Origin of the sequence: Archangium lipolyticum (assembly GCF_024623785.1) — a bacterium.
Taxonomy (GTDB): Bacteria; Myxococcota; Myxococcia; order Myxococcales; family Myxococcaceae; genus Archangium; species Archangium lipolyticum.
On the sequence record NZ_JANKBZ010000022.1, the window covers coordinates 65,774 to 88,129 of the forward strand.

Below are 22,356 nucleotides of genomic sequence, written 5' to 3' on the forward strand. Positions count from 1 at the left end.
GAGTCCTGAACGATGGATCCGCGAGGCCGTTCATGTGAGTGGCTCGCTCAGGCGTGGCGCGTCCGGTAAGTCATTCTGGCGCATGCGGCCAGTCCCCTTGGAGACACCCGTCGAACAACGCCTGGCCGGGCCTCACCAGGCCCAGGTGGAAGCTCACAACCCCATCAAAGTGCCTGAGTCTGGCGCACCACGGCCCCCATTGGATTGCGCTCACAGGTCTTCTCTGTGAAGTTCCCGGGCTCTCTCGGAGCACGAACGAACATGAAGCATCCCACTTTTGCAGCCGTGGTCGCGGTCTGGGGCGCACTCGTCTTGAGCGGTTCTTCGCACGCGTCCGATCAGGGCACGGCGGCCCGTGCCGATGAGTTCATCGGTTGCCCGGACGCGAAGGAGGATGACGCCCTCGCCGGCTCCCTCTGCGCTCGCTTCAGCGCACCGTTGGACTACGCGGATCCGAGCCGTGAGAGGATCGAGCTTTTCATCCGCAAGTTCCCGGCTCCGGGGCGATCGGCCGGGCAGGTCTGGCTCGTGGCGGGCGGGCCCGGCGAGTCAGGGGCTTCGTTCTACCCTCTGCTGAAGACCCTGCGGGCCGCCTTCCCGGGATATGACCTGCTGGTCCCCGATCATCGCGGGACCGGTTTCTCGAGCCGGCTCTGCCAGAAGGAGGAGGCCGCCGACAGCGACGGTGGCTCCGCGCTTCAAGGCGCCGAGTGGGCGACATGCTTCGAGGCGCTGGAGTCCGATTCCAAGCGCACCCGCGCCTTCACCATCACCCACGCCGCCTACGATCTGCGCGCGCTGATGGAGCGCTACTCCGCCGGCCGGCCGACGTGGCTCTATGGGGTCTCCTACGGCACGCAGCTGGTGTTGCGCATGATGACGGTCGCCCCACCGCGGCGCCTCGAGGGGATCGTGCTCGATTCCCTCGTCCCTCCGGAAACGGCCGAGCAATGGGACCTCAGCCATCGCTCTGCCGTCGTCGACGAGGTGGGCCGCGCGGTTCTCGCGCAGTGTGATGCGGACCCGGGCTGCCGTGCTCGTCTCGGAGGCTCGGCGGTTGCCGCCATGCAGGGGCTCGTCGACGACTCCAAGTTGTCCGCGTCCGTCCCCGGGGGGCGTCCGAAACTCTTCTTCGGCGCACTGTTGGATGGCCCGGAGCTGCGGGCGCGGATTCCCCTGGTCCTCGCGGGCCTGAGGGGCGGCGACCTCGAGCCATTGCGGCAGGTCCAGCAGGACCTGGAGGCACTGAACGCCCAGTTCGGCCGTTTTCCGCAGTCGTCGATGTCCATCCCGCTCGTCAGTGTCATCAGCGCATCCGAGAACAACGCCCGGCCGGGCCTCACCAAGGCCCAGGTGGAAGCCGAAGCCGCCCGGTTCCTGTTCGTCAGCAGCCTGCCGGGCCAGCTCGTCGGTCGGGCGTCTCTGGCCTATCCGCGCGACGAGTGGTTCGGCCGGTCTCCCACCGCTCTTCCGCCAGTCCTCGTTCTCCAGGGCGACATGGACCCCAAGACACCCCATGCTGGCGCCCAGGCCCATATCCGGCTCCTGCCCAAAGCCGCTGGCGTCAATCTGTTCACCGTCAAGGGCGGGCCGCACTTCCTGCTCTTCACGGCGCCAGATTGCTTCAAGGCCGCGGTGAGCACCTTCGTCCAGAAGCGGCGAGCGCCTCGTGCGGCCTGCTCGATTCGACCCCTAGCATCATCGGGCCGGGGTCAGCCCCATCAATAGAGGTTCTTCCGGACGGATTGCTCATAGTAGGCATCGATCGCTTCCGCCTGGGCAGGCGCACCAAGGACCCGGCTTCATCTGCCAGATGACGACGCTCAGCGTTCAGCGCGAGAGTCGTACCGCGATGCCGTCGAGCACGCAGTCCAGCCCCCTGTCGAACCTGACGTCGGACGATGGGTGGGTGGCGTCCCGAACCACCTTGGCGAGCGTCGGGAAGCGGCCGGTGGCGATCATCCGCTGGATGTAGGGCCACGTGGCGTTCTGCCATTCCGTCTCGTTCATGCCGCTTTCGAGCTCGGCACGCAGCTCGCTGGCTTCACTCAGGAGCGCGCCGATGACGTAGGCATTGACGGTCCTGACGGCATGGAGGACGTCATCGATGTTCTCGAAGCCCGGCGTCTCGCTCAGCGCGGCGAGTGAGGCCTCGGAATAGGCCAGGGCATTCGGGCCGAGATGCTGACGGCCTCCCAGCAGGTCGATGAACCACTTGTGCTTCCTGGCCGCCTGCCGGGTGCGCTGCGCGATCGACCGGAGCACCTCGCGCCAGTTGCCGCGGAGCTGCCCGGCGGAGGCCATTTCGCCGTAGACCACGTCCACCATGAGCTCGAGCAGCTCCTCCTTGGTGGACAGATAGCCGTAGAGCCGCATGGGCCCGGCATTGAGCTGGGCTCCGACCTTTCGCAACGACACCGAGGCGAGGCCTTCCTTGTCGGCGAGCGCGATGGCGGCGCGCACGATCCGGTCCCTGCTCAGGGGTCCGGGCGCGGGACGGTTCGCGGGCTCGGGGCGCTCCCAGATGAGCGCCGCCTCGGCTGCGGGCGGTTTTTTTCGAGCGGGCATCGCGGCTCTTCTTGTCCCGAATGGAGCGCGGTTGACAACCCTGCCCGGCCGATACACTGTATCGGCCAATACAGCGTATCGGAGCCAGTCATGAAAGCAGAGTCAACCGCGGTGCTCGTGGTCGGGGGCGGCCTGGTGGGTTTGTCGGCCGCGATGTTCCTCTCCTGGCGCGGGGTGCCCACCGTCCTCGTCGAGCGGCACCCAGGCAGCTCTCCGCATCCGCGTGCGATCGGCTACACGCCGAGGACGCTGGAGCTCTTTCGTGCGATCGGGCTGGGCCCTCGCATTCCACAGATGCCGGCCGACTTCCGGCTGCGCCGGAGCCGGGTCGAGAGTCTGGCCGGGAAGTGGTTCGAGGAGACCCCCTGGACACCCGAGACCCGGCAGTCGCCCAGGCTCGAGTACTCGCCGTGCGCGGGCGCCGCGCTCTCCCAGGATCGTCTCGAGCCCATCCTTCGTGAGAAGGCGATCGCGCTCGGTGCCGACATCCGGCTCTCAACGGAGTTGATCCGGTTCGAACAGGATGCGGATGGTGTCGTCGCCTCGCTGCGCGCTCGCGATGGACGAGAGTACGCGATGCGGGCCGCATACCTGATCGCGGCGGATGGCCATGCCAGCCCGATTCGCGAGGCATTGGGAATCGGCCAGCAGGGACGCGGCTCCATCCGGACGCTGCGCAGCGTTCTCTTCCGGGCTCCGCTCGAGGAGTACCTTCGCTCGGGGATCTCGCAGTTCAACATCGACCAGCCGGGACTCAAGGCATTCCTCACGACCTACGGCGATGGTCGCTGGGTGCTGATGTTCTCGGATGACGAGGAACGCGATGAAGGCACGTTGAGGGCAATGGTGTTCAAGGCGATCGGCAGGACGGACCTCGAGGTCGAGCTCATCACCACCGGCCGTTGGGAGCTGAGCGCACGCATCGCGGACAGCTTCGCGTCCGGTAGGATCTTCCTGGCCGGGGACGCCGCGCACACCCTGCCGCCTACGCGTGGTGGCTATGGTGCGAACACCGGCATCGAGGATGCGCACAATCTCGCGTGGAAGTTGTCCGCGGTCCTCTCCGGTGCATCGACGCCGCGGCTGCTCGACACCTACGACGCCGAACGGCGCCCGATCGCGTGGCTCCGGCATGGGCAGCTCTTCGCCCGAAGCGACTACGCGTCGGACGCGGCCGGGACCGCCAGGGACGTGCCGATCATCGACGACGACGCCATGGAGTTGGGTCAGCTGTATCGCTCGACCGCGGTGCTCGATGCCGGTGACGGACTCCCGCCCGCGCTGCGGCCCGAGCAGTGGGCTGGTCAACCCGGCACGCGCGCGCCGCATCTGTGGATGACCAGGGACGGCGAGCGGGTGTCCACGCTCGACTTGTTCCAGCGAGGCTGGGTGCTGCTTGCCCAGGACGCGCGGTGGTGCCCCGCCGCAGCGCGGATCGGCAAGCAGTTGGGCATCGATGTGCAGTGCCTCCGCATCGGCATCGATGTGCGTCCGTCCGATGAGAGCACTTTCCGGACGGCTTTCGGCCTCGGGGCAGGAGGGGCCTCGCTGATCCGTCCGGATGGATACGTGGCCTGGCGCGCGATCGAGCTGCCGGCGGATCCACTCCGTTCGCTCGGCGAAGCCCTCGAGCGGGTGTCGTGCGCCACGCTGGCCTGCTGAGGCCTGACCCTGCGTTCGCGTTGCAGGTCGCAGTGCCAATTGCTCCACAAAGTGCTATATACTCCCCAAGAATCGAGCACTTCATGGAACAATAGGGAACACGAACCGGAGCGGGAGCCGGGTATGTCCGAGGAGTTCTACACGGTTGAGATGGCGGCCGAGCGGCTGAGGCTGCACGCCAAGACCGTGCTGCGGTTCATCCGCGACGGACGGCTCAGGGCGACACGGATCGGCAAGTCGTACCGGATCCTTCGCTCGGACCTGGAGGCGTTCGGCGGGGCAAGCCCCAGGCGCGGTCCCCCCGTCCCGACAGCCCAGGTGACCAGCATCATCGACATCCCCGGCATCGGCCGGGAGGCCGCGATCCGGATGGCCAACCGGGTCGTCGCCGTCGTGGGCAGCCGGGAGGCCCACCCTGCCCCCGTCCGCGTCGACACCGCCTATGACCCTGAGCGCGAGCACCTGAAGATCGTGATGTTCGGTTCTCCGGGTGACACGGCCGAGCTCATCCGGCTCGTTCAGGCCTGGCTGGAAGCATGAGACTGGAGGCTACACGCAATGACTGGAAGAATCCTCGAGCTCGCGGGCGTGCGCGTATTCCTATGCGCGGCCGATGGGCCGGTAATGGCAAGCGACCGTGATGCCACCGACGTCATCGGCGAGCTCTTCGGTACGGACGTGAAGATGGTCGCCATTCCGCTGGAGCGCCTCACCCCGGACTTCCTGAAGCTTCGCTCGCGCCTCGCTGGGGAGATCCTCCAGAAGTTCGTGAACTACCGGCTCCGGGTGGCGATCCTGGGCGACATCGCCGCGGCGGTCGAGGCGAGCGACGCGCTCAGGGACTTCGTCCGCGAGTCGAACCGCGGGGAGACGATCTGGTTCGTCCCCAACCTGGCCGCGCTCGAACAGAAGCTCACATAGAACACCCGGACGGGCGGGCCCGCCCGCCAGCTACGGGACGAAGCGGACGACCTCGATGCCCTTCTTCGTCCCCACGGCGAAGCGGCGCCCCACGGGATCCATCGCGAGTGGAGGCAGGCACCCAACCCCACGGCAGATGCTGCTGGACTGCGTGCCCGTGCCGAGCTCGGGCCAGCGCTCCACGAAGCGGCCGGTCGCGAGCTCGATGAGCTGGGGGTGCTCGAAGAAGCTCACCACGTACCCGTCCATCACCATCATCGTCCCCGCGGGCCGCTCCAGCGGAGCCTTGGACAGCACCCGCTTTTCGGTGAGCGAATACGACATGAGGGGCGCCGAATCGACCTCTTCGTCACCCGAGCAATGGAAGACGAGCGTGTCGCGCTCACCGAAGGCCGCCGAGTAGAACTCCACGAATACGTCACCCAGCCCCAGCTCGAGCTCGCGCATTTCGTCCAGGGACGCGGGCCGTTCGAGCGCGCGGGCCACGTCGAAGACATACAACACGTCCACGGGATGCCAGACCCACCCCGCGCTGAGCAGGTAACGGCCATCGCGGCTGAACTGGAGCCGGGAGTGGAAGACGTCGGGAGAATCGCCCTCGCGCCGGGTGAGCCGCTCCCCTGTCTCCGCGTCCTCCAGCTCCAGGCGGCAGTACTCGTCGGGGCAGTGCGCCAGGAGCGTGCGGCCACTCGGGAGCGTACACAGGGCCACGGGGTACTCGTAGGCCTCGGCGTGGTAGTAGCTGCGGTTGAGCTCACGCACGAACTTGCCCTGCCGCAGCAGGAGCCCCTTCGTGCCAAGCCGCTCGTAGATGACGGCGTACTGGCCGTCCTGGGACATCACCGCGCCATCGAAGCGGTAGCCATAGCGCACACAGGGATCGAAGGAGCTTCCGTCCAGGCCATGGCGGAGACCGCCGGAGACCCAGTCGATGAGCGCATCTCCGCTCCAGCAGAGCGATTCGGGCGCGCAGTCGGTGGGAAGGAAGATGCGTTCGGCGCGGAGCGTCATGACGTTCTCGTTTGAAAGAGGGGGGCCAGTCCGGCCTGCCGCCTGGGACGCGGGAGCCCCGGGAGACCTGACACGGGCCACGACGAACAGACGCTGAGCCGAGCTCACGCGCGGCTGACGAAGAAGGACACCGGGCTGGACGAAGAACGTCAGCCCGGTGTCCGTGAACGGATTTCAGCCCTGGCGACGGCAGAGCAGGGCCAGGAAGGTTCCGGCCATCGCGAGCATCCACACGGGCGAGCCACCCGTGGTGGAGCAACCTCCCTTGTCATCATCACCTTCGTCGCCCGTGCCGCCCGAGCCCGCGTCGGGTGAGCCCGATCCCGCGTCGGGCGAGCCTTTGCCAACGTTCACGCTCCACTTCGTGGCCGCGGGCTTGTCGCCACCGCTGTCGAGGTCCGCGTTGGCGGAATTCCCGGCGCCAAAGAGCGTGAGGGTGACATCCGTGGAGGGAGCGACCAGGGAGAAGTCGAAACGAAGCTCGTTGCCATTGAAGGCCTTGGGCGCCGAGTGGGTGAGCTCGCTCCCCAGCTTCTTCAGGCCCTCTCCGGCCTGGAGAACCGCCGCCGCGTTATCCACGGCGATGTCCACACCTCCTATTTTCGCGGCCCCACCCCGGATGATGAACGAGTACCGGCCCGTCTCTCCCGGAGCGAGCGTCGTGGGACCCTGGAACTCGACGGTGGGGGTCGGCCCCCCCTTGTGGCACATGTTGCACGCGGGCCCCTCCTTGCCGGATTGACCGGTGATGCCCGTGCTGGTGGCAAGAGCGGGAGTCGACAACAGCCAGACAGCAACCACGCCCACGGTACGGAAGGCAAAACGCATCGGAACTCCATGAATGGGTGAAGGCAATCGTGTCGTTACAGCGGGAATGTGCGCTAGCGCAGCTGGAGGAAGGAGAAGGAGAGCCCTTGCGTGGTCACGGTGGGCCTGCCGCTCTCGCCCAGCACGTGCAGGGTCGTCGACGCGCTGCCTGCCCCGAATTCGCTGTAGAGAGTCTGATTCTGCGACTCGAAGAGGAAGACACTGCCCGTGGTGGACGGGAAATCGGTCCTCCGCGTCGCGGTCAGGGTGTCGAGCTTCAACTGCCACCACTGCCAACCGGTCCCACTCGCCACGGTACGGGGATGGGTGCCCTCGTTCACGGGGGCGATGCTCTCATCGAGCACGCGCACGTAGGCCGTTCCCTGGGGGCCGGGGATGAGCGCACCCGCGGTGCCTCCACCCACCAGCGAGCCGAGCTCCTCGTAGAAGGAGGGATCGAAGGTGCGCGTCTGGGGATCGAACTTGAGCAGGCACGGCTCCGGCGTGTCCCCTCCCACCACCCGGTACACCGCGGCGCCGTACGCCTCCGTGGCGATGTAGACCTTGCCATCGGGGCCGACGGCGGCATCGTGCGTGTAGCCGCACCGGTCATCCATCGCGATGGTGGGCTCATCCGTCCGTGTGTCGACGGAGACGACGCCCGCCTTCCTGGTGATTCCCACTCCCGAGACCGGACGCCAGCCCACGGGCATGATGATCTGGTTGTCGAGGTGCACGATCGCCCCCGAGAAGGACAGGATCGTGCCCGGGATGTTCAGCGCGTCGAGCGGAATGGTCTTCGTGACCGTCATCTCGGAGGGATTCCAGATGACGAGCTGGGCGGTGGTCCCGTCGAAGTAGTACGCCTTGGTCGCCGAGATGAACTGGAAGTTGTTCTGGTACTCCCCGAGCGACGAGATGCCCTGGCCCTCGAGGCTCAGGGTTCCCGCCTGCTCCAGGCCTCCGCTGCTCGTCAGCTTGTAGCGGGTGATCGTCGCGCTCTCGTCACTCACCAAATAGAGCGAGCCAGACTTGGGACTGCCCACGCCGAGCGCGCGGCCGGGAACCTTGATGGCGTTGTCCAGCGAGAGCGTCGCGGTCTGCTCCGCCTGGTCCGTCACGATGACGTAGCTCTCCATCGGGTCCGAGGAGAACAGCTGCGTGGTGATGGCGTACAGCGGCCTGGTATCGCCGTTGCCCGGTTCGTCACCGCAACCGGAGAGCAGGGCGAAGGCGAGCATCGCGGAGGAGAGTCTCGAGGAGAGGAAGGAAACAGGATGCTTCATGGGGGGAACTGCCTTTCTGCCGTGGGGGGAAGTGGGGGGTCAGTGCCCCACAAAAATGAAATTGATACGCATTCTCATTTTCAGCACGTGTTAAATCCATTGCCGCGTCCTGTCAAGAAGCAGGTTCGTGTGTCCCCTTATGTCAGGAAGCGTTGAGGATCAGGGACCGACCACCCGGGCGATCGCCTTAGAGACTCTTCCCGTTGAAGCGCTGGATGTTCAGGGTCGTGACCTCGACGTCATCGAGGCACCGCTTATTTCCAGAAGCCCTCGTGCACCTCACGGGCCTCCGGCAGCGCCACCGGACCCACCACCTCGGTGGGCTCGGAGCCGCGGGCGAAGACGTCGCGGCAGGACATGCGAAGGGTGGGCGCGGAGGGGTTCGTGAACTGGCTCAGCTCCGCGGAGGAGAGCGCGAAGACGACCCTCCGCACGCCGCCCCAGAAGATGGCGCCCGCGCACATGGCACAGGGCTCGGTGCTGGCGTAGAGGGTGGAGCCAACCAGCTCCTCGGGAGGGTATCGCTGGGTGGCCTCGCTCATGAGGTTGGACTCCGCATGGCCGGTGCAGTCCCTCGTCGTCCCCTGGGTGTTCTTGCCCTCCAGGAGGACGCGTCCCCTCGCGTCCACCAGCACCGAGCCGAAGGGATTGTCTCCCCGTGCCCGGGCCTGTCGTGCCAGGTCGATGGCATGCATCAGGTGCTGCGTGTCCTCCGGTCTCATGGTGTCCCTCGTGACTGTCAGGGTGCATGCTCAGGGTAGCACGCACGGCCAGCGCGGCGAGGAGCCGATCGACGCCGGCGAATCTGGCTTATGGTTGGTCAACGCATCTTCTATTCCGACGATGATTTCCAGTGAGCAATCGCTTCAATAGGAAGAATCCGATGCACTCCGACAAACCTCACGTGAACGAAGAGCACGGTACGGGCGGCAACGTCATCGTGCTGAATGGCCCTTCGGTCGCGGGAAAGACGAGCATCCAGAAGAAGCTCCAGGAGCTCTTCGAGGAGCCCTACATGGCGATGGGCATCGACTCGATCCTCGTCGGCATGCTGCCGCCGCGCTACTTCATGGGCGCTCCTCCCGACGGCGAGCAGGTGCTCTATGGCGTACCCTCCACGGACGAGAGCGGCTCGCCGCTCTTCACGCTGCGTTTCGGACCCAAGGGGCAGCGAGTCATCGCGGGCATGCACCATGCCATCGCGGCCTTCGCGGAGCAGGGCAACAACGTCATCGTGGACTACATCCTCTACGAGCGCGAGTGGCTCCCTGACTTCGCGAACGCGCTGCGCTCCGTGAACGCGTATTTTGTCGGTGTTCGCATTCCCCTGGAGGCTCTCGAGGAGCGAGAGCGGCAGCGTGCGACGTCCCCGCGCGGACATGCGCGTAGCCACTACGCCACGGTGCATGCGCATGGGTTGTACGACGTGGAGGTCGATACGTCGCGCGCCTCTCCCGAGGAGTGTGCGGCCCGGATCCACGAGTACGTGCGCACCCACCCCGAGCCGACTGCCTTCGCGCAGCTGCGAGAGCGGTTCCAGGCTGGCCAGGCCTCACCCGCTGGCCGCTCGTAAGAGGGCTCCTGTCGCGCTCAATCCAGCAGGGAGCGAACGACCAGGGTCGCATACACGGGCGGAGCATTGCCGAGCTGGCCGAAGGCGTTGTCACCCCAGGTCCACACGGTGCCATCGTCGCGCACCGCCAGCGAGAAGGCACCACCCGCGGCCAGGGCCACCACGCCGCACAAGCCCTGCACCCGAACGGGCGCGAGGCGCCGGTCCAAGGTGCCATCCCCCACCTGCCCCCGGGCATTGTGGCCCCAGGCCCACACGCCACCATCGGCGCTCAGCGCCAGCGAGTGGCTGCTGCCCGCGGCCACGGCCACCACCTCGCCCGGCCCTTGCACAGGCATCGGCACCGAGCGAGAGGTCGTGGTGCCATCCCCCAGCTGGCCGGAGCTGTTGTCGCCCCAGGACCACGGGAAGCCGTCGGAGCCCACCGCCAGCGAGAAGCCATAGACCGCGGCCACGGCCTCGACCTTGCCCGCTGCCTTCACTTCCACGGGCGCCAGGCGACTGGCCAGGGAGCCATCCCCGAGTTGACCCTTGACGTTCTCCCCCCAGGCCCATGCGGTGCCGTCGGAGCGCACCGCCAACGAGTGGTTACCGCCCGCGGCCACGGCCACCACCCCTTCCAGCCCCTTCACCGCCACCGGCACGTAGCGGTACGTCTTGGTGCCATCCCCCAGCTGGCCGTTCAAGTTGTAACCCCAGGCCCACACGGTGCCATCGGCCAACAGCGCCAGCGAGTGGTGACCGCCCGCGCTCACGGCCACCACCCCTTGCAGCCCTGGCACCCGTGCTGGCACGGAGCGGCTGGCCCTGGTGCCATCCCCGAGCTGGCCAAAGGTGTTGTCGCCCCAGGACCACACGGTGCCATCGCCAAGCAGCGCCAGCGAGTGGCTGCTGCCCGCGGCCACGGCCACCACCCCTTCCAGCCCCTCCACCCGCACGGGAGCCGGGCTGTTGCGTGTGGTGCCATTTCCGAGCTGGCCACTCCTGTTGTAGCCCCAGGCCCACGCGGTGCCGTCGGCGCTCACCGCCAGCGAGTGGAAGGTGTTCGCGGCCACGCCCACCACTCCGCTCACCCCGGGCACCTGCGTCGGCGCGGAGAGCTGGCCCGTGGTCCCATCCCCCCGCTGGCCCTCCGCGTTGGAGCCCCAAGCCCACACGGAGCCGTCGTCGCCCACCGCCAGCGAGTGGTTGCTGCCCGCGGCCACGGCCACCACGCCTACCAGCCCTCGCAGTTGCTCCGGCCCGGAGTTGTCGACCAGGGTGCCATCCCCCAGCTGGCCATGGCCGTTGTAGCCCCAGGTCCACACGGTGCCGTCGTCTCGCACCGCCAGCGAGTGGTTGTCGCCAGCGGCCACGGCCACGCTCCCGCGCACCTGTGGGATCCGCCCCGGAATCCACAGCCCGAACGTGGTGCGGTCAATTCCGAGCTGGCCGTAGCTGTTGTCCCCCCAGGCCCACACGGAGCCATCGGCGCTCACCGCCAGCGAGTGGTTGGCGCCAGCGGACACGGCCACCCCTCCGGTCACCCGTTGCACCTGCACCGGCTGGGACGTGTTGAGCTCGACGCTCATGTTGCCCAACTGGCCAGAGAGGTTGTCACCCCAGGCCCACAGGGTTCCGTCGGAACGCACCGCCAGCGAGTGGCCCACACCCGCGGCCACGGCCACTCCCCCGCTCAAGCCTTGCACCCGTACCGGCACGGCACGGTTGTCGAAGGACCCGTCCCCCAACTGGCCGGAGGAATTGTTGCCCCAGGCCCACACGGTGCCATCGGAGCACACCGCCAACGAGTGGCCCGCCCCCGCGGCCACGGCCACCACCCCGCTCAAGTCTTGAACTCGCACGGGCTCGACACGGTTGGCGAAGGACCCGTCCCCCAGCTGTCCGGAGGAATTGTCCCCCCAGGCCCACACGGAGCCGTCGGAGCGCAGCGCCAGCGAGTGTCCGCCGCCCGCGGCCACGGCCACCACTCCGCTCGAGCCTCGCACCCGCACCGGTACCTGGCGAGGGCTCGTGGTCCCATCTCCCAACTGGCCCGCGGAGTTGCCGCCCGCGGCCCAGACCGTGCCATCCTGGCGCACTGACAGGGAATGAGTGCTTCCCGCCGCGACGCGGACCGATGCCCGCGCGGCCCGCAGGGGAGAGGCGCGCATCCCCTGCTCACCAGAAACATCTCCAGACCGCCCACAGCCAGCCAACAGCAAGACGCCAAGCCAGACACCCAACAGCAGTCGATTCATGCACCACCCCGTGCTGCTTTGCATTCAAGGCCTCCAGGTCGAAGCGGTCTCCAGGGACGGAAGAGACGGCCCACGTCCTAAATGAAATAGATTATCAAAGTCAATTTCATTGAGCGGACCCGGGTCAATCCTGCCTCGCGCTTTTCGAGGCTTTTCCATTTCTTGAGAGTCATAACAGCCCTGGGACTTCAAGAGATTGGAGAGCGTTCGGGAGTAGACGTTCCCGGTGTGGCGTGCTGGGGTCGCGGGTCCCAACCCGCAGCGAGGTACTCATGACCCTGCCGTTCCGCCAAAGGTGGGCGAGTTTCTGGCTCGCCACCCTGTTCCTCCTGGGCTGTAACCAGACAACCCCTCCGGCCGCCGAGCCCCGTCCCGCCGTGGTGGGCGCCAATGCATTCACGGCGTTCGATGCCTGGACGGAGCGTTACCTGAGAACGGATGCCGCGGCCCGGTCATCCCTCGTGCCCGAAGGCGAATCCCTCGCAATGACACGCAGGGAGGCCCTCTCGGCGCTCATCTCCGCGGCTCCCCGTGAGGCGCTGCGGCACGAGGTGGCCTTCCATGTGCGCGGGGAGATGCCAGAGCAGGTGCTGCGGCACCTGGAGCAGCCCGTCAGCGGCATGGGCGATCTCAACGTCCTCAGCGCCCTGCCCCCCGAGGGCACCTCGGAGCAGCAAGAGCACGTCGAGCGGTTCGTGACGCTCGCGGGCCGGACGTACCGGGCCTTCGTGTATGGCTGGCGGCTGGACCAGCCGAGCCAGGAGAACATCCCGCTGCACGGCATGGTGCTCGACGAGCGCATGGCGGTGAGTGACAGCCCGGTGCGGGTGCTGGCTCCGGAAGAGAGCGTACAAGGACTGCCGGTTCGGTTGGACACCTCGTGCGCTGGAAGGAGCGTGAGCGCCGGGGGTGGCCTGCGCGTGCATGCCGGAGACGTGGTGATGGTGCTGTGCGAGCAGCAGCGCCTGTCCGTGCTCAGCGAGTCCTTGAAGGACAAGAGCCGTGAGCAGGAGCGCTCGGCGCTCGGCGTCTCACAGCTCTCCGCCTGGACGGAGGGCCACAAGCGCGTGCTCCTCATCCTGGTGGACTTCAGCGACCTGCCCGGTGAGCCCGTCTCCGCCAGCACAGTGCAAACGCTCATCGACACGACCGTGAGCAACTACCTCAAGGCCAGCTCCTACGGGCGCACCACGGTCGGGGCCACCGTGACGCCGGTGTTGCGGATGCCCGAGACGGCCGCCTTCTACAAGAACGACCGAGCGGCCCTGCAACGGCACGCGCGGGAAGCCGCGCTGGCCGCGGGCTGGGACACGGCCGGGTACGAGCTGGACATCATCGGGTTCAAGAAGATCTACAGCGACTGGGCCGGGCTCGCCACCGTGGGGAACAAGGGGCAATGGGTCAACGGGGAGTTTTCCTTCCGGGTGATCGCGCACGAGTTGGGGCACAACCTCGGCCTGCGTCACGCCAACGCCTGGGTGCCGACGAATGGACTGAGCATCGGTGAAGGCACGAACCAGGACTACGGCCACCCGTTCGACACCATGGGTTTGAACGGCACGCCGAAGTACGACTTCAATACCTGGTTCAAGACGTTGCTCGGGTGGGTCGAGCCCACGCAAGTACAGACGGTGACGGCCAGCGGCACCTACCGCCTCTACGCACTCGAGCCCTCCGGTTCCAGCACGTATGCACTGCGGATTCCGCGCTCCAGTGGCACGAAGAGCTACTGGGTGGACTTCCGCCAGTCCGTCACCGCGAACCGCTGGTTCATGAACGGGGTCTCCATCAACTGGGGCTATACGACGCCCCAGGCGAGCCATCTGCTCGACATGACACCCGGCAGCCCCAGCGGCCGGAACGACTCCGCGCTCGTCATCGGTAGGACCTTCTCCGACGAGAACGCCGGCATCCACGTCACGCCGGTGCGCCTCGGAGGCACGCAGCCCCAGTCCCTGGATGTCGTGGTGAACCTCGGCAGCTTCCCGGGCAACCGCGCGCCCCAGCTCTCCGTGAGCGCGAGCGCCACCGCGGTGCCGCTCAATGGCTCCGTCACCTTCACCGCCACGGCGCAGGATCCGGATGGAGACGCACTCGCCTACTACTGGGACTTCGGGGATGACACCTTCGGGACCAACAGCCCCACCGTCTCCCGCACCTTCAATGCCACGCGGGACTACCGCGTCCGGTGCACGGTGACGGACATGAAGGGCCGGACCGCCAGTGCCTCCGTCCTGGTGAAGGTGGGTGCGCCAAGCTCCTTCGTCCTCTCCGGTCGGGTGACGCACGGGGGTCTTCCGCTCGCGGACGTACGTATCTCGGATGGCACCGGCACTCGCGTCACGTACACCGACTCGGATGGCAGGTATGCGCTCGCCCACGTTCCCTCGGGCAACCACACCCTGAACGCCAACCGCTACGGTTACACCCTCACGCGCGGATTCACCGTGCCGGTGGCGGTGTCTGGCGCTCAGACGGGCCTGGACTTCACCGCCACGGCCATCTCCGGCTACACCATCCAGGGCCGGGTGATGCACGGAGGAATCGGAGTGGCCGGAGTGCGCGTGAGCGATGGCACCCGTTCCGCGGTGACGAACAGCACCGGGGATTACTCCCTGGAAGGCGTGCTGGACGGCTTCCACACGCTCACGGCCACGCTGGAGGGGTGGCAGTTCATCCCGCAGGGCTTCACCCAGCCCATCGAGGTCCAGGGCGGCACCGTCACGGGGAAGAACTTCACCTCCAGCGGCTGGTACGCCTACGGCACCATCTCCGGGGCCACCGGGCCCGCCACCATCTCCGATGGGCTGAGGACCACCACCTCCTACTACAGCTCGGGACAGGGCATCTGGAGGTACAGCCTGGGTCCCATTCCGGCGGGGCAGTGGACGCTGACCGCCTCCATCCCGGGTGCGGTGGTCGAGCCGGCGAACTTCACCAATCCCATCACCCTCACGGCCTCCAGGGGCGCCCTCGACTTCGTGGTCACCGGGACGGTCGCTGCCTCGCCACGATAGGTCAAGGAGGCGCGGGGACAGCCGCCGGAATGGGGACCCCATGGGAGATGAAGACCAGGCCCCCACCGCCGACGAAGTACTCAGCCCCGTCCTTCCTGGCCTTGACCAGCCCCACGTCGGCCCAGCCCACGGTGTTTGGCGGAAAATACCAGGCCCAGTTGTTGACGTGGGGGGCATCGTAGGTCCCCGCGTTCTGCGCGAGGTGCACGTGCCCGCCTCCGTCCACGTTGAAGATGATGCCCTGGTTTCCGCAGGCAACCGACGCCTGTGTGATCTGAATCCCCGCGGATGGAATCAAATGGATCTGCGGGTAGTCTTCACCCATCGCGGGCGGCGAATCCCTGAGCCGCGCCTTGAAGTGATCCAAGCAGACTTCCAGGCCGAAGCGGATGCCCGCCATGGTGAACTGGCCTCCACCGCCCAGACCGGAAGCACTGCCTTCCCTTCCGCGCCCGGGAGCGTTCGTGCCCTTGGCGAGATGATCCCTCGAGCCCCGTGTGGGCCTGAGAATGGTCATGCGTTGATTCGGCTTGTCCGCCAGTGCCAATCGGTGGTCGGCCCGATTGACATCCCAATTCGTGAAGTCACTCGTGTGGACGAAGGTGCCGCAGCTTGGACATGGGGCGCCCGTTCTCACGTTGGGGCGGATGAAATCGACGCGCGAGATATACTCTTTCATGACCAGCCTGGCGTTATCCTTGTCGTCCGATTGGGTTCCGCCACGCTGGATCAGCGCGATGTTGAAAATCTCCTTGGTCGGGCCATCCGTCAGATAGCCCAGTGCCGTTCCGAAGACGAAGAGCCAGTCCTTGTAGGCCGCTGAGTGGGTCCACTGCCGAAGCCTGGGCAGGATCGCCGACACTTCCTCGATGGGATAGGCCCCCTGCTCTCCGCGGAAGAAGAACTCCGGTGCAACGAAGATCTTGAGGGTGTTTCCGCCCGCGATGGACACGCTCTTCGCGGCCGTCCGCACCGCATCCATCATGACCTGACAGCGCTTCGACAGGTCGATCTTGCTGTTCACATTGCCCAGATACTTCGAATGGAAGGGATTGTTTGGATCCGCATCCGCCGCGGGCAACGTGTTGATGGAGAATCCGATGAACTGGACGTTGTTGTAGGCCATGAATCCCTCATCGGCGGCGGTGGGTGACGGAACGGCGTGGAACAAGGTATCATTCGATTCCTGGTTTTTCCATCCAGTGTCCGGTGCCCTGATGTCGCCGCTCGAGCAACTGCGTGCGGCTACCGCTGCAGGACGCGGTTGTCGCCGAGCGCGTCGATCACCGCGATGACATCGTTGGGGGCTCGCTCGAAGAGGCCGGGCGTGTAGTTGCGCGAGGTCGCGGTCCATACGGGACTCGCGCCGGACCAGGTCTCGAAGTTGGTGGTCGTGCTGACGTACCCGACGTGGCAGTTGCGCTGGTCCACGGGCGCGCTCGAGAGGTCGGGGGAGCCCGCCTTGTCCTCGTCGGTGCAGAACGCGACCCCCACGGGGCCGTTGCCGACGCGGATCGCATAGGGCACGTACGCGTTGTAACGGCGCCCGGAGACGGGATCGATCCGTGACTGGTAGACGGTACGGCGCAGCGAGTCGTCCCACGTCCTGCCGCCATCCCACGACTGGCTGGCATGAATGACGTTGGCGCGGGCACCGCCCGTCGTGAACGGCTCGACTCCCTCGTTCACGAGCATGATGCGGTCGCCACCGAGCTGAACCACGGTGGGCATGCCCTCGCGGCTCAGCGCGCCGGCGCGCTTGTCTCGCGAGGCGGTGACGACGCCATACGCGGTCCACGCCCCGGTCCTGCCGCTGCGGCCCTGCATCGCGATCCACTGGTGACCGGGGTAGCCCTGCTGCGCGGCGAGCTGCTCGGAGTCGTAGTAGACCTGCAGATCTCCGTTCGCGCGCAGGAAGAGGAACGGCGCGCCCACGAAGCGGGAGTACGGACCGGCGGGGGTGCTGTCGTAGACCCAGCTGTCACCGTCGTTGTCGCTCCGGGTGACGGTGATGCGCCACTGGCCGTTGGCGTACTCGCGGAAGGCACAGTAGATGGTGCGCGTCCCTGGAATGGCGAGCATCATCACGTCGCCGAAGTCCACGGCCGCGTTGTTGGCCACGGAGCCGTGCGGCGTCCAGCTCGCGCCGCCATTGGTGCTCTTCCAGACGCTGATGCCGTGGCCCGTGCTCGCCCCACCGATCAGCGCCCCATCCGAACGGCGGGTGATGGTGCGGATCGGCGCCCCTCCACTCGGCATCAGCGTTCGCCAGCCCCCGGCCGGGAGCGCCGCCTCGTTCGTCGCGACAGGCTCGTCGCTGCCGGGCTGCTCCTCGGGTGCGCACGCGCAGAGGGGAGCGGCGAGCAGCGCGAGCGCTGCCAGCAGTCGTGGCGTGAGACAGGAGGAGGTTCGAGTGCGGAGAGGACTCGGAGTCATGACCGTGAACGTGCCGCACATGACTTCACGGAATCAACAGAATAAGCTGAAAAATCCGTATGCATCGTCGACGTAGGCTACCGGCGGACAGGAGTGCCTTCAGAATCGCCTCGGAGCGGCGTTGTCCATAGCCGTGCCCAGAGGATCGGCTGCAATCGATCCGAAGCGGTACTCGGCTTCGCCCCTGCTTGGGGGAGCGAGCGCTGACTGCGGCAATAAGACGCAGCGGGTTCATGATCGGAGTCAGTTAAATACAGACCCATGCAACGACTTCATGCCTTGCTCCCGGCCCTGTGTCTGGCCACTGCCGCGCTCGCCGCCGAACCCACCGCTTCCCCGCAGCGGCCGAAGGCCCCCATCTCTGTCGCCTTCGTGCTCGCGGCGGGCGCCGAGGTGGTCGACTTCGCGGGCCCGTGGGGTGTATTCCAATACGTGAACGTGCCCGGCGGTTCAGGCCCGGCGTACAAGCTCTTCACCGTGGCGGAGACGAAGCAGCCCGTGAAGGTCTCGGGCGGACTCACGGTGTTGCCCGATTTCAGCTTTGGCAATGCGCCCATGCCCGACGTGGTCGTCGTCCCGGCCCTTGGGGCGGAGCCCTCGCCCGCGGTGCTCGCCTGGCTCAAGAAGGTCAGCGCCCACACGGAGTTGACCATGTCTGTGTGCACCGGCGCCTTCGTGCTCGCGGCGGCGGGGCTCCTCGACGGCAAGCAGGTCACCACGCATCATTCGGCACTCGGCCTGCTCGCATCCAGCTACCCGGCGGTCGACGTCAAGCGGGGCGCCCGCTTCGTGGACTCCGGCCGGGTCGCGACCGCCGGTGGACTCACCTCGGGCATCGATCTGGCGCTGCACGTGGTGGATCGCTCCTTCGGGCGCAAGGTGGCCGAAGCGACCGCCACCCAGCTGGAATACCAGGGGCTTGGCTGGAAGGATCCCGCGAGCAACGCCGCCTTCGCGCAGCGGGCCGTGTCCACCGCGGAGCACCCGCTGTGCCCGGTCTGCGAGATGGAAGTCGACCCGAAGCACGCCCCGGCACTCGACCATGAAGGGCAGCACTACCTGTTTTGCTCGGAGGGCTGCCGGAAGGCGTTCCAGAAGGCGCCGAAATACTTCGAGCGGTGAGTGCGCGCCCCAGCGAAGAGTGCCGCCTCTGCCCGAGTTCCTGCTTCAAGCTGCTGAAGAAGCTCTCCACCACGGCGTTGTCCAAGCAGCTGCCCTTGCGCGACATGCTGCATTGAATCCCGCGAGCGGCCAGCGCCTGCTGGTAATCGGTGCTGGCGTACTGGCTGCCCCGGTCCAAGTGGTGCACACCTCCTTGCGCAACCGGACCAACTCCTCCCGCTCGGCCGTGGAGAGCGCGCCTGCCGACTCCTTGCCCTCGCCTCCGTCCGCCTCGCGCACCCAGTTACGCAGGGCCGATTCCGTCAGGTCGATGTCGTTGGCCACCTGGGGCAGGCTCTTGCTGCCCTCTCGCGCCAGCCGGACCGCCTCGGCCCTGAACTCCGGGGTGAAACTCCGCCTCTTCCTTCGCTCCATGAACACTACCTCCCGTGTAGCCGACTTACGAGGTGTGTCCACAAAATCGGGGCAGGCTCACTCACCGCCGGCGCAGCGTCACCGGCACCAGGACGCGTGTGGCGCCGGGTAGGCTGATGGCGCGAGTGCGCGGTGGAACGAGCTTGCTCGACCTCGGTAGCGTGCGCGAGAGCGCCGCGTTCCCGCGCACCTGCAATGACGGGTGAAAACGACCTTCGATCATCTGAACCACCAGGGTGGCCTTACCGTCGCCGATCTCGATCGACTCGGCGCTGTCGAGCAACGATACGAGCTCCGGCAGCAGCAAGCTCGCACTGTACGTCGCCTCGAGCACCTCGTCGGATCCCGCCGTGGCGAGTTCGAAGTCGGAGTCCTGGGCAAGCACCTCGTCATCCGCGATCACCCGCTTTCGGCGCACCTCGGGCGTGCCGAAATCCACCCTCCACTGCTTGGAGCGCCCCTCGCGCGCGCCAACGTACGACTTCCCACCACGGATTCCCTGCCGGATCACCCGCCGTGTCATCACGGTCCACGCTCGTGACCGATCCGCCAGCGTTGTCGGCTGATGGAGATCGTATGCGATCGGCGCGAAGACTAACGTGGAAAAGCCCAGCAACACGAGCCCGTCCGAGGCCGCATGCGGGGCGCGATACTCCGCGACGTCGGTGTGAGCGATGAGCCGAATACCTTTGCGATCCCGTAGCTCGAAGAACACCGCGATCGGCTGAACCTTTGCGACGAGCTCGAAGTCGTAGGCATCCGCCGCGGCGGAACCCAACCGCTCGGCCTCTACCCCCACGGCCATCGCGGCCTCGACAGCCTTGCACTGGACTTGCTCGGCCAAACACTCGATCTGCGTTCTCAGCCGTACCGGTGCTGCAACGGCATCGCTGGCCAGCAGGGCCCCGACGATCAGAAGGATCATGCGCATCGAGCAGACAGTAGCACGGCGAGCCCGCCATACCTGCGACGATTTTTCAGCCCATGCGAAAGCGCACGGGGTCTGGCAGGACTCAACGCGAGCCGAACGCGGCGAGCACGGCGATGTCGACCGCGTCCGCGGCGGCGTAGAGCGACTCGCCGTAATGGGAAGGAATGGTGCCCAGAAGTACGGGTGCACGTGCTTCTGCCGTAACACCTGCATCGCCTGGCGCTGGAGCGCGTCCACACGCCCCGCTACCTCGACGGCGTATAGGCGGGATAGAGACCATGTGGAGGGTGAGGGCTGGTGCAGAGAGGCCGAGGAGGTCCGCGGCGGCAGGACGTCTGGCAATGGCCGCCATCTCATGCGGCGACCCGCGGCGAAGTGCGGGGCCGTATCATCTGGATGAAGGATTCCGCTCCGCGGTGATGAGTTTTGCCAGAAGATTGGAAAGTTGTTCCTGTTCGCTCTTCGTGAGGACGCTCAGGATCATCTGTTGGTTTCGTACGTGCGGGCCAATGGCGCGTTCAATCACATCCAGCCCTTTGGGCGCCAGCGCGACCAGTGTCCCCCGGCGGTCGGTTGGATGCGGTCTGCGCTTGACCAACCCCGCCTTCTCCAGCCGGTCGATGCGGTTGGTCATGCTTCCGGAGGAGATCATCGCGGCATCGTATAACGCGGTTGGCGTCAGCTCATAGGGGGCGCCGCTCCGCCTCAAGGTCGCCAGGACATCGAACTCTCCAGGTTGGAGCCCGTACTCGGCGAAGAGCGGATTGAGTCGCTCCTGGGCAATACGGTGCGCCGCTTCGAGCAAGCGGCCCAGCACCACCATGGGTCCCGTTTCGATATCTGGCCGTTCCCCTCGCCACTGCTCGGCCGCCTTCATCGCGCGATCCATCTTGCTCCGTCCATGTGTCTTGACATGGAGATATCTCCCCATATATCTCGGCGTGAAGATACTCTACGTCAAGATGAGTGCGGGTGCAAACCGGGAGCGCGCCTCGTGGCCCCGCCGAAAGGCGAACATGTCGAAGTTCGGGAAAAGCTCCTTGTTGTTGCTCATCGCCATCGTCCTGGTTGGCTTGAATCTGCGTCCGGCGCTTGCGTCCATCGGGCCGCTTCTCGACGCGATTCAACGGGCGATCGGCCTCACCGACACACGCGCGAGTCTGCTGACCACCATTCCAGTCTTTCTCATGGGGGCCTGTGCGCTCAGCGCCTATCGCCTGCGGCGGCTGACGGGTGAGCGTTACGGTATCCTGCTCGGAATCGCTGTCATCGGGTTGGCGTGCGCGGGGCGCGCCGGGGTCTCTACCGGCGCGGGGCTGGTCGGAACGGCTGTGGCCGCTGGAATCGGGATCGCCATTGTGCAGGCATTGCTGCCGGCCTTCATCAGACGCTGTTTCGCTGAAAGGGCCGGCGGAGTCATGGGTTACTACTCGACCGCGATCATGGGAGGAGCTGTATCCGCGAGCGTGCTGTCCCCGCGTCTGGCCAGCCACTTCGGGTGGGTGGCGGCGTTGGCGAGCTGGTGCCTTCCCGCCCTGCTCGCGGCAGGAGCGTGGATGCTGGCAACTCGTGGAGCGGGACACTCCGTTGTCATCACCGAAGCAACCAGGACACCGTTTTCCCGCAGTCCACGCGCCTGGCTCCTCGCGCTGTTCTTCGGGCTTGGCACTGGCGCCTACACGCTCGTTCTTGCGTGGCTTCCTCCCTACTACACGGGCCTGGGGTGGGCTCCGGTGGACGCAGGAGAATTGCTCGGCGTGGTGACGCTCGCCGAAGTCGTCGCGGGTCTTGCTGTGTCCTTCTGGATCGACCGCCTGCCAGATCGACGGCCCGCCCTCCTCTCTGCGATTCTGTCGCTGTTCGTCGGCCTGCTCTGTCTGCTCATCACCCCCCTTCAATTGGCCTTGCCGTCCGCCATCTTGATGGGGCTCGGCATCGGCGCGCTGTTCCCCTTGTCATTGATTGTCGCGATGGACCATGCGAGCGATCCCCGCCAGGCCGGTGAGCTCGCCGCCTTCGTGCAGGGGAGCGGATATCTGATCGCCGCGACGTTCCCCTTCATTGCCGGCGTTCTCCGGCAACACATGGCCAGTCTCAGCCTGGCCTGGGTGCTGATGGCGGGTCTCTCTCTCGTGCTCGTCGGAATCGCCCTGCGCTTCTCGCCTGCGTCATACGCCCGGATGAGCGGGTAACCATTTCCTTCGAAGTCAGGGAGGCTCGCCTTGGCCCGTTATGAGAATGAAGGTCGCAGGAATTACTTCATGGAGTTCGGTTCTGGCCGGCCGGTGATCCTGCTGCACGGCATCAGCAATTCCGGTCGTGCCTGGGGCCCGCAGATCGTCCCACTCGCGGACGCGGGGTTCCGGGT

The 22,356-nt window shown here is 66.6% G+C and carries 18 protein-coding genes and 2 pseudogenes; 8 read left to right on the forward strand and 12 right to left on the reverse strand.

Going from position 1 to position 22,356, the window contains the following annotated elements:
* Positions 1 to 261: 261 nt before the first annotated feature.
* A complete protein-coding gene (locus NR810_RS34955; protein ID WP_257458852.1) occupies positions 262 to 1,728 on the forward strand; it encodes an alpha/beta hydrolase in 1,467 nt (488 codons plus the stop codon).
* A 102-nt stretch (positions 1,729 to 1,830) separates the two neighbouring features.
* Here NR810_RS34955 and NR810_RS34960 read toward each other — a convergent pair whose 3' ends face one another.
* Positions 1,831 to 2,568 carry a TetR/AcrR family transcriptional regulator gene (locus NR810_RS34960; protein ID WP_257458853.1) on the reverse strand — a complete coding sequence of 246 codons (738 nt, stop codon included), beginning with the start codon at positions 2,566 to 2,568 and terminating at the stop codon, positions 1,831 to 1,833.
* A gap of 90 nt (positions 2,569 to 2,658) precedes the next feature.
* On the opposite strand from NR810_RS34960, the gene NR810_RS34965 reads away from it, so the two are divergent.
* The 3 genes from NR810_RS34965 (at position 2,659) to NR810_RS34975 (ending at position 5,151) form a co-directional block, all read left to right on the forward strand.
* Complete coding sequence (locus tag NR810_RS34965) at positions 2,659 to 4,230, forward strand: FAD-dependent oxidoreductase (RefSeq protein ID WP_257458854.1); 1,572 nt, start codon at positions 2,659 to 2,661, stop codon at positions 4,228 to 4,230.
* Positions 4,231 to 4,353: 123 nt separating this feature from the next.
* Positions 4,354 to 4,770 carry a helix-turn-helix domain-containing protein gene (locus NR810_RS34970; protein ID WP_257458855.1) on the forward strand — a complete coding sequence of 139 codons (417 nt, stop codon included), beginning with the start codon at positions 4,354 to 4,356 and terminating at the stop codon, positions 4,768 to 4,770.
* 18 nt (positions 4,771 to 4,788) lie between these two features.
* Entirely contained in the window at positions 4,789 to 5,151 is a 363-nt protein-coding gene (locus NR810_RS34975) for a DUF4180 domain-containing protein (protein WP_257458857.1), read from the forward strand.
* Between the two features lie 30 nt (positions 5,152 to 5,181).
* Here the strand turns inward: NR810_RS34975 and NR810_RS34980 are convergent, their stop codons facing one another.
* The 4 genes from NR810_RS34980 to NR810_RS34995 form a co-directional block, all read right to left on the reverse strand.
* Positions 5,182 to 6,162, reverse strand: coding sequence for a hypothetical protein (locus NR810_RS34980; protein WP_257458858.1), 981 nt, complete (start codon positions 6,160 to 6,162; stop codon positions 5,182 to 5,184).
* 174 nt (positions 6,163 to 6,336) lie between these two features.
* Entirely contained in the window at positions 6,337 to 6,990 is a 654-nt protein-coding gene (locus tag NR810_RS34985; RefSeq protein ID WP_257458859.1) for an MXAN_6652 family MXYO-CTERM-anchored protein, read from the reverse strand.
* A 53-nt stretch (positions 6,991 to 7,043) separates the two neighbouring features.
* Positions 7,044 to 8,255 carry an MxcI protein gene (locus tag NR810_RS34990; RefSeq protein WP_257458860.1) on the reverse strand — a complete coding sequence of 404 codons (1,212 nt, stop codon included), beginning with the start codon at positions 8,253 to 8,255 and terminating at the stop codon, positions 7,044 to 7,046.
* A 254-nt stretch (positions 8,256 to 8,509) separates the two neighbouring features.
* A complete protein-coding gene (locus NR810_RS34995) occupies positions 8,510 to 8,977 on the reverse strand; it encodes a nucleoside deaminase (RefSeq protein ID WP_257458861.1) in 468 nt (155 codons plus the stop codon).
* A 161-nt stretch (positions 8,978 to 9,138) separates the two neighbouring features.
* Between NR810_RS34995 and NR810_RS35000 the strand changes: the two genes are divergently transcribed.
* Positions 9,139 to 9,828, forward strand: a complete 690-nt coding sequence (locus tag NR810_RS35000) for a chloramphenicol phosphotransferase CPT family protein (RefSeq protein WP_257458863.1) — start codon at positions 9,139 to 9,141, stop codon at positions 9,826 to 9,828.
* Between the two features lie 17 nt (positions 9,829 to 9,845).
* Here NR810_RS35000 and NR810_RS35005 read toward each other — a convergent pair whose 3' ends face one another.
* Positions 9,846 to 11,981, reverse strand: coding sequence for an RCC1 domain-containing protein (locus NR810_RS35005; protein ID WP_257458864.1), 2,136 nt, complete (start codon positions 11,979 to 11,981; stop codon positions 9,846 to 9,848).
* Between the two features lie 359 nt (positions 11,982 to 12,340).
* On the opposite strand from NR810_RS35005, the gene NR810_RS35010 reads away from it, so the two are divergent.
* Entirely contained in the window at positions 12,341 to 15,085 is a 2,745-nt protein-coding gene (locus NR810_RS35010) for a PKD domain-containing protein (protein WP_257458865.1), read from the forward strand.
* A gap of 1 nt (position 15,086) precedes the next feature.
* On the opposite strand, the gene NR810_RS35015 is transcribed toward NR810_RS35010, so the two are convergent.
* Both NR810_RS35015 and NR810_RS35020 read right to left on the reverse strand, forming a co-directional pair.
* On the reverse strand, positions 15,087 to 16,211 hold the full coding sequence (locus tag NR810_RS35015) for a hypothetical protein (RefSeq protein ID WP_257458867.1): 1,125 nt from the start codon (positions 16,209 to 16,211) through the stop codon (positions 15,087 to 15,089).
* A gap of 119 nt (positions 16,212 to 16,330) precedes the next feature.
* The gene (locus NR810_RS35020) at positions 16,331 to 17,521 is read right to left on the reverse strand and encodes a sialidase family protein (RefSeq protein WP_257458868.1); all 1,191 of its coding nucleotides are present in this window, start codon (positions 17,519 to 17,521) and stop codon (positions 16,331 to 16,333) included.
* A gap of 261 nt (positions 17,522 to 17,782) precedes the next feature.
* On the opposite strand from NR810_RS35020, the gene NR810_RS35025 reads away from it, so the two are divergent.
* The gene (locus NR810_RS35025) at positions 17,783 to 18,643 is read left to right on the forward strand and encodes a DJ-1/PfpI family protein (protein ID WP_257458869.1); all 861 of its coding nucleotides are present in this window, start codon (positions 17,783 to 17,785) and stop codon (positions 18,641 to 18,643) included.
* A gap of 25 nt (positions 18,644 to 18,668) precedes the next feature.
* On the opposite strand, the pseudogene NR810_RS35030 reads toward NR810_RS35025, so the two are convergent.
* The 4 genes and pseudogenes from NR810_RS35030 to NR810_RS35045 all read right to left on the reverse strand — a co-directional run.
* Positions 18,669 to 18,827, reverse strand: a pseudogene (locus tag NR810_RS35030) (IS3 family transposase); the annotation flags it as partial.
* Between the two features lie 5 nt (positions 18,828 to 18,832).
* Positions 18,833 to 19,057, reverse strand: a pseudogene (locus NR810_RS35035) (transposase); the annotation flags it as partial.
* 61 nt (positions 19,058 to 19,118) lie between these two features.
* Positions 19,119 to 19,982, reverse strand: a complete 864-nt coding sequence (locus tag NR810_RS35040) for a hypothetical protein (RefSeq protein ID WP_257458870.1) — start codon at positions 19,980 to 19,982, stop codon at positions 19,119 to 19,121.
* Positions 19,983 to 20,376: 394 nt separating this feature from the next.
* Positions 20,377 to 20,877, reverse strand: coding sequence for a MarR family winged helix-turn-helix transcriptional regulator (locus NR810_RS35045; protein WP_257458872.1), 501 nt, complete (start codon positions 20,875 to 20,877; stop codon positions 20,377 to 20,379).
* Between the two features lie 127 nt (positions 20,878 to 21,004).
* Between NR810_RS35045 and NR810_RS35050 the strand changes: the two genes are divergently transcribed.
* Entirely contained in the window at positions 21,005 to 22,180 is a 1,176-nt protein-coding gene (locus NR810_RS35050) for an MFS transporter (RefSeq protein ID WP_257458873.1), read from the forward strand.
* The last annotated feature ends 176 nt before the right edge of the window (positions 22,181 to 22,356 follow it).

Bases quoted from the DNA above. Each gene is read 5' to 3' on its own strand.
- NR810_RS34970 (WP_257458855.1), top strand. From the start codon at position 4,354: ATGTCCGAGGAGTTCTACACGGTTGAGATGGCGGCCGAGCGGCTGAGG.
- NR810_RS35000 (WP_257458863.1), top strand. From the start codon at position 9,139: ATGCACTCCGACAAACCTCACGTGAACGAAGAGCACGGTACGGGCGGC.
- NR810_RS34955 (WP_257458852.1), top strand. From the start codon at position 262: ATGAAGCATCCCACTTTTGCAGCCGTGGTCGCGGTCTGGGGCGCACTC.
- NR810_RS35015 (WP_257458867.1), bottom strand. From the start codon at position 16,211: ATGGCCTACAACAACGTCCAGTTCATCGGATTCTCCATCAACACGTTG.
- NR810_RS34990 (WP_257458860.1), bottom strand. From the start codon at position 8,255: ATGAAGCATCCTGTTTCCTTCCTCTCCTCGAGACTCTCCTCCGCGATG.
- NR810_RS35045 (WP_257458872.1), bottom strand. From the start codon at position 20,877: ATGGATCGCGCGATGAAGGCGGCCGAGCAGTGGCGAGGGGAACGGCCA.
- NR810_RS34995 (WP_257458861.1), bottom strand. From the start codon at position 8,977: ATGAGACCGGAGGACACGCAGCACCTGATGCATGCCATCGACCTGGCA.
- NR810_RS35050 (WP_257458873.1), top strand. From the start codon at position 21,005: ATGTCGAAGTTCGGGAAAAGCTCCTTGTTGTTGCTCATCGCCATCGTC.
- NR810_RS35025 (WP_257458869.1), top strand. From the start codon at position 17,783: ATGCAACGACTTCATGCCTTGCTCCCGGCCCTGTGTCTGGCCACTGCC.
- NR810_RS34975 (WP_257458857.1), top strand. From the start codon at position 4,789: ATGACTGGAAGAATCCTCGAGCTCGCGGGCGTGCGCGTATTCCTATGC.
- NR810_RS34980 (WP_257458858.1), bottom strand. From the start codon at position 6,162: ATGACGCTCCGCGCCGAACGCATCTTCCTTCCCACCGACTGCGCGCCC.
- NR810_RS35040 (WP_257458870.1), bottom strand. From the start codon at position 19,982: ATGATCCTTCTGATCGTCGGGGCCCTGCTGGCCAGCGATGCCGTTGCA.
- NR810_RS35020 (WP_257458868.1), bottom strand. From the start codon at position 17,521: ATGACTCCGAGTCCTCTCCGCACTCGAACCTCCTCCTGTCTCACGCCA.
- NR810_RS35010 (WP_257458865.1), top strand. From the start codon at position 12,341: ATGACCCTGCCGTTCCGCCAAAGGTGGGCGAGTTTCTGGCTCGCCACC.
- NR810_RS34985 (WP_257458859.1), bottom strand. From the start codon at position 6,990: ATGCGTTTTGCCTTCCGTACCGTGGGCGTGGTTGCTGTCTGGCTGTTG.
- NR810_RS34965 (WP_257458854.1), top strand. From the start codon at position 2,659: ATGAAAGCAGAGTCAACCGCGGTGCTCGTGGTCGGGGGCGGCCTGGTG.
- NR810_RS35005 (WP_257458864.1), bottom strand. From the start codon at position 11,981: ATGCGCGCCTCTCCCCTGCGGGCCGCGCGGGCATCGGTCCGCGTCGCG.
- NR810_RS34960 (WP_257458853.1), bottom strand. From the start codon at position 2,568: ATGCCCGCTCGAAAAAAACCGCCCGCAGCCGAGGCGGCGCTCATCTGG.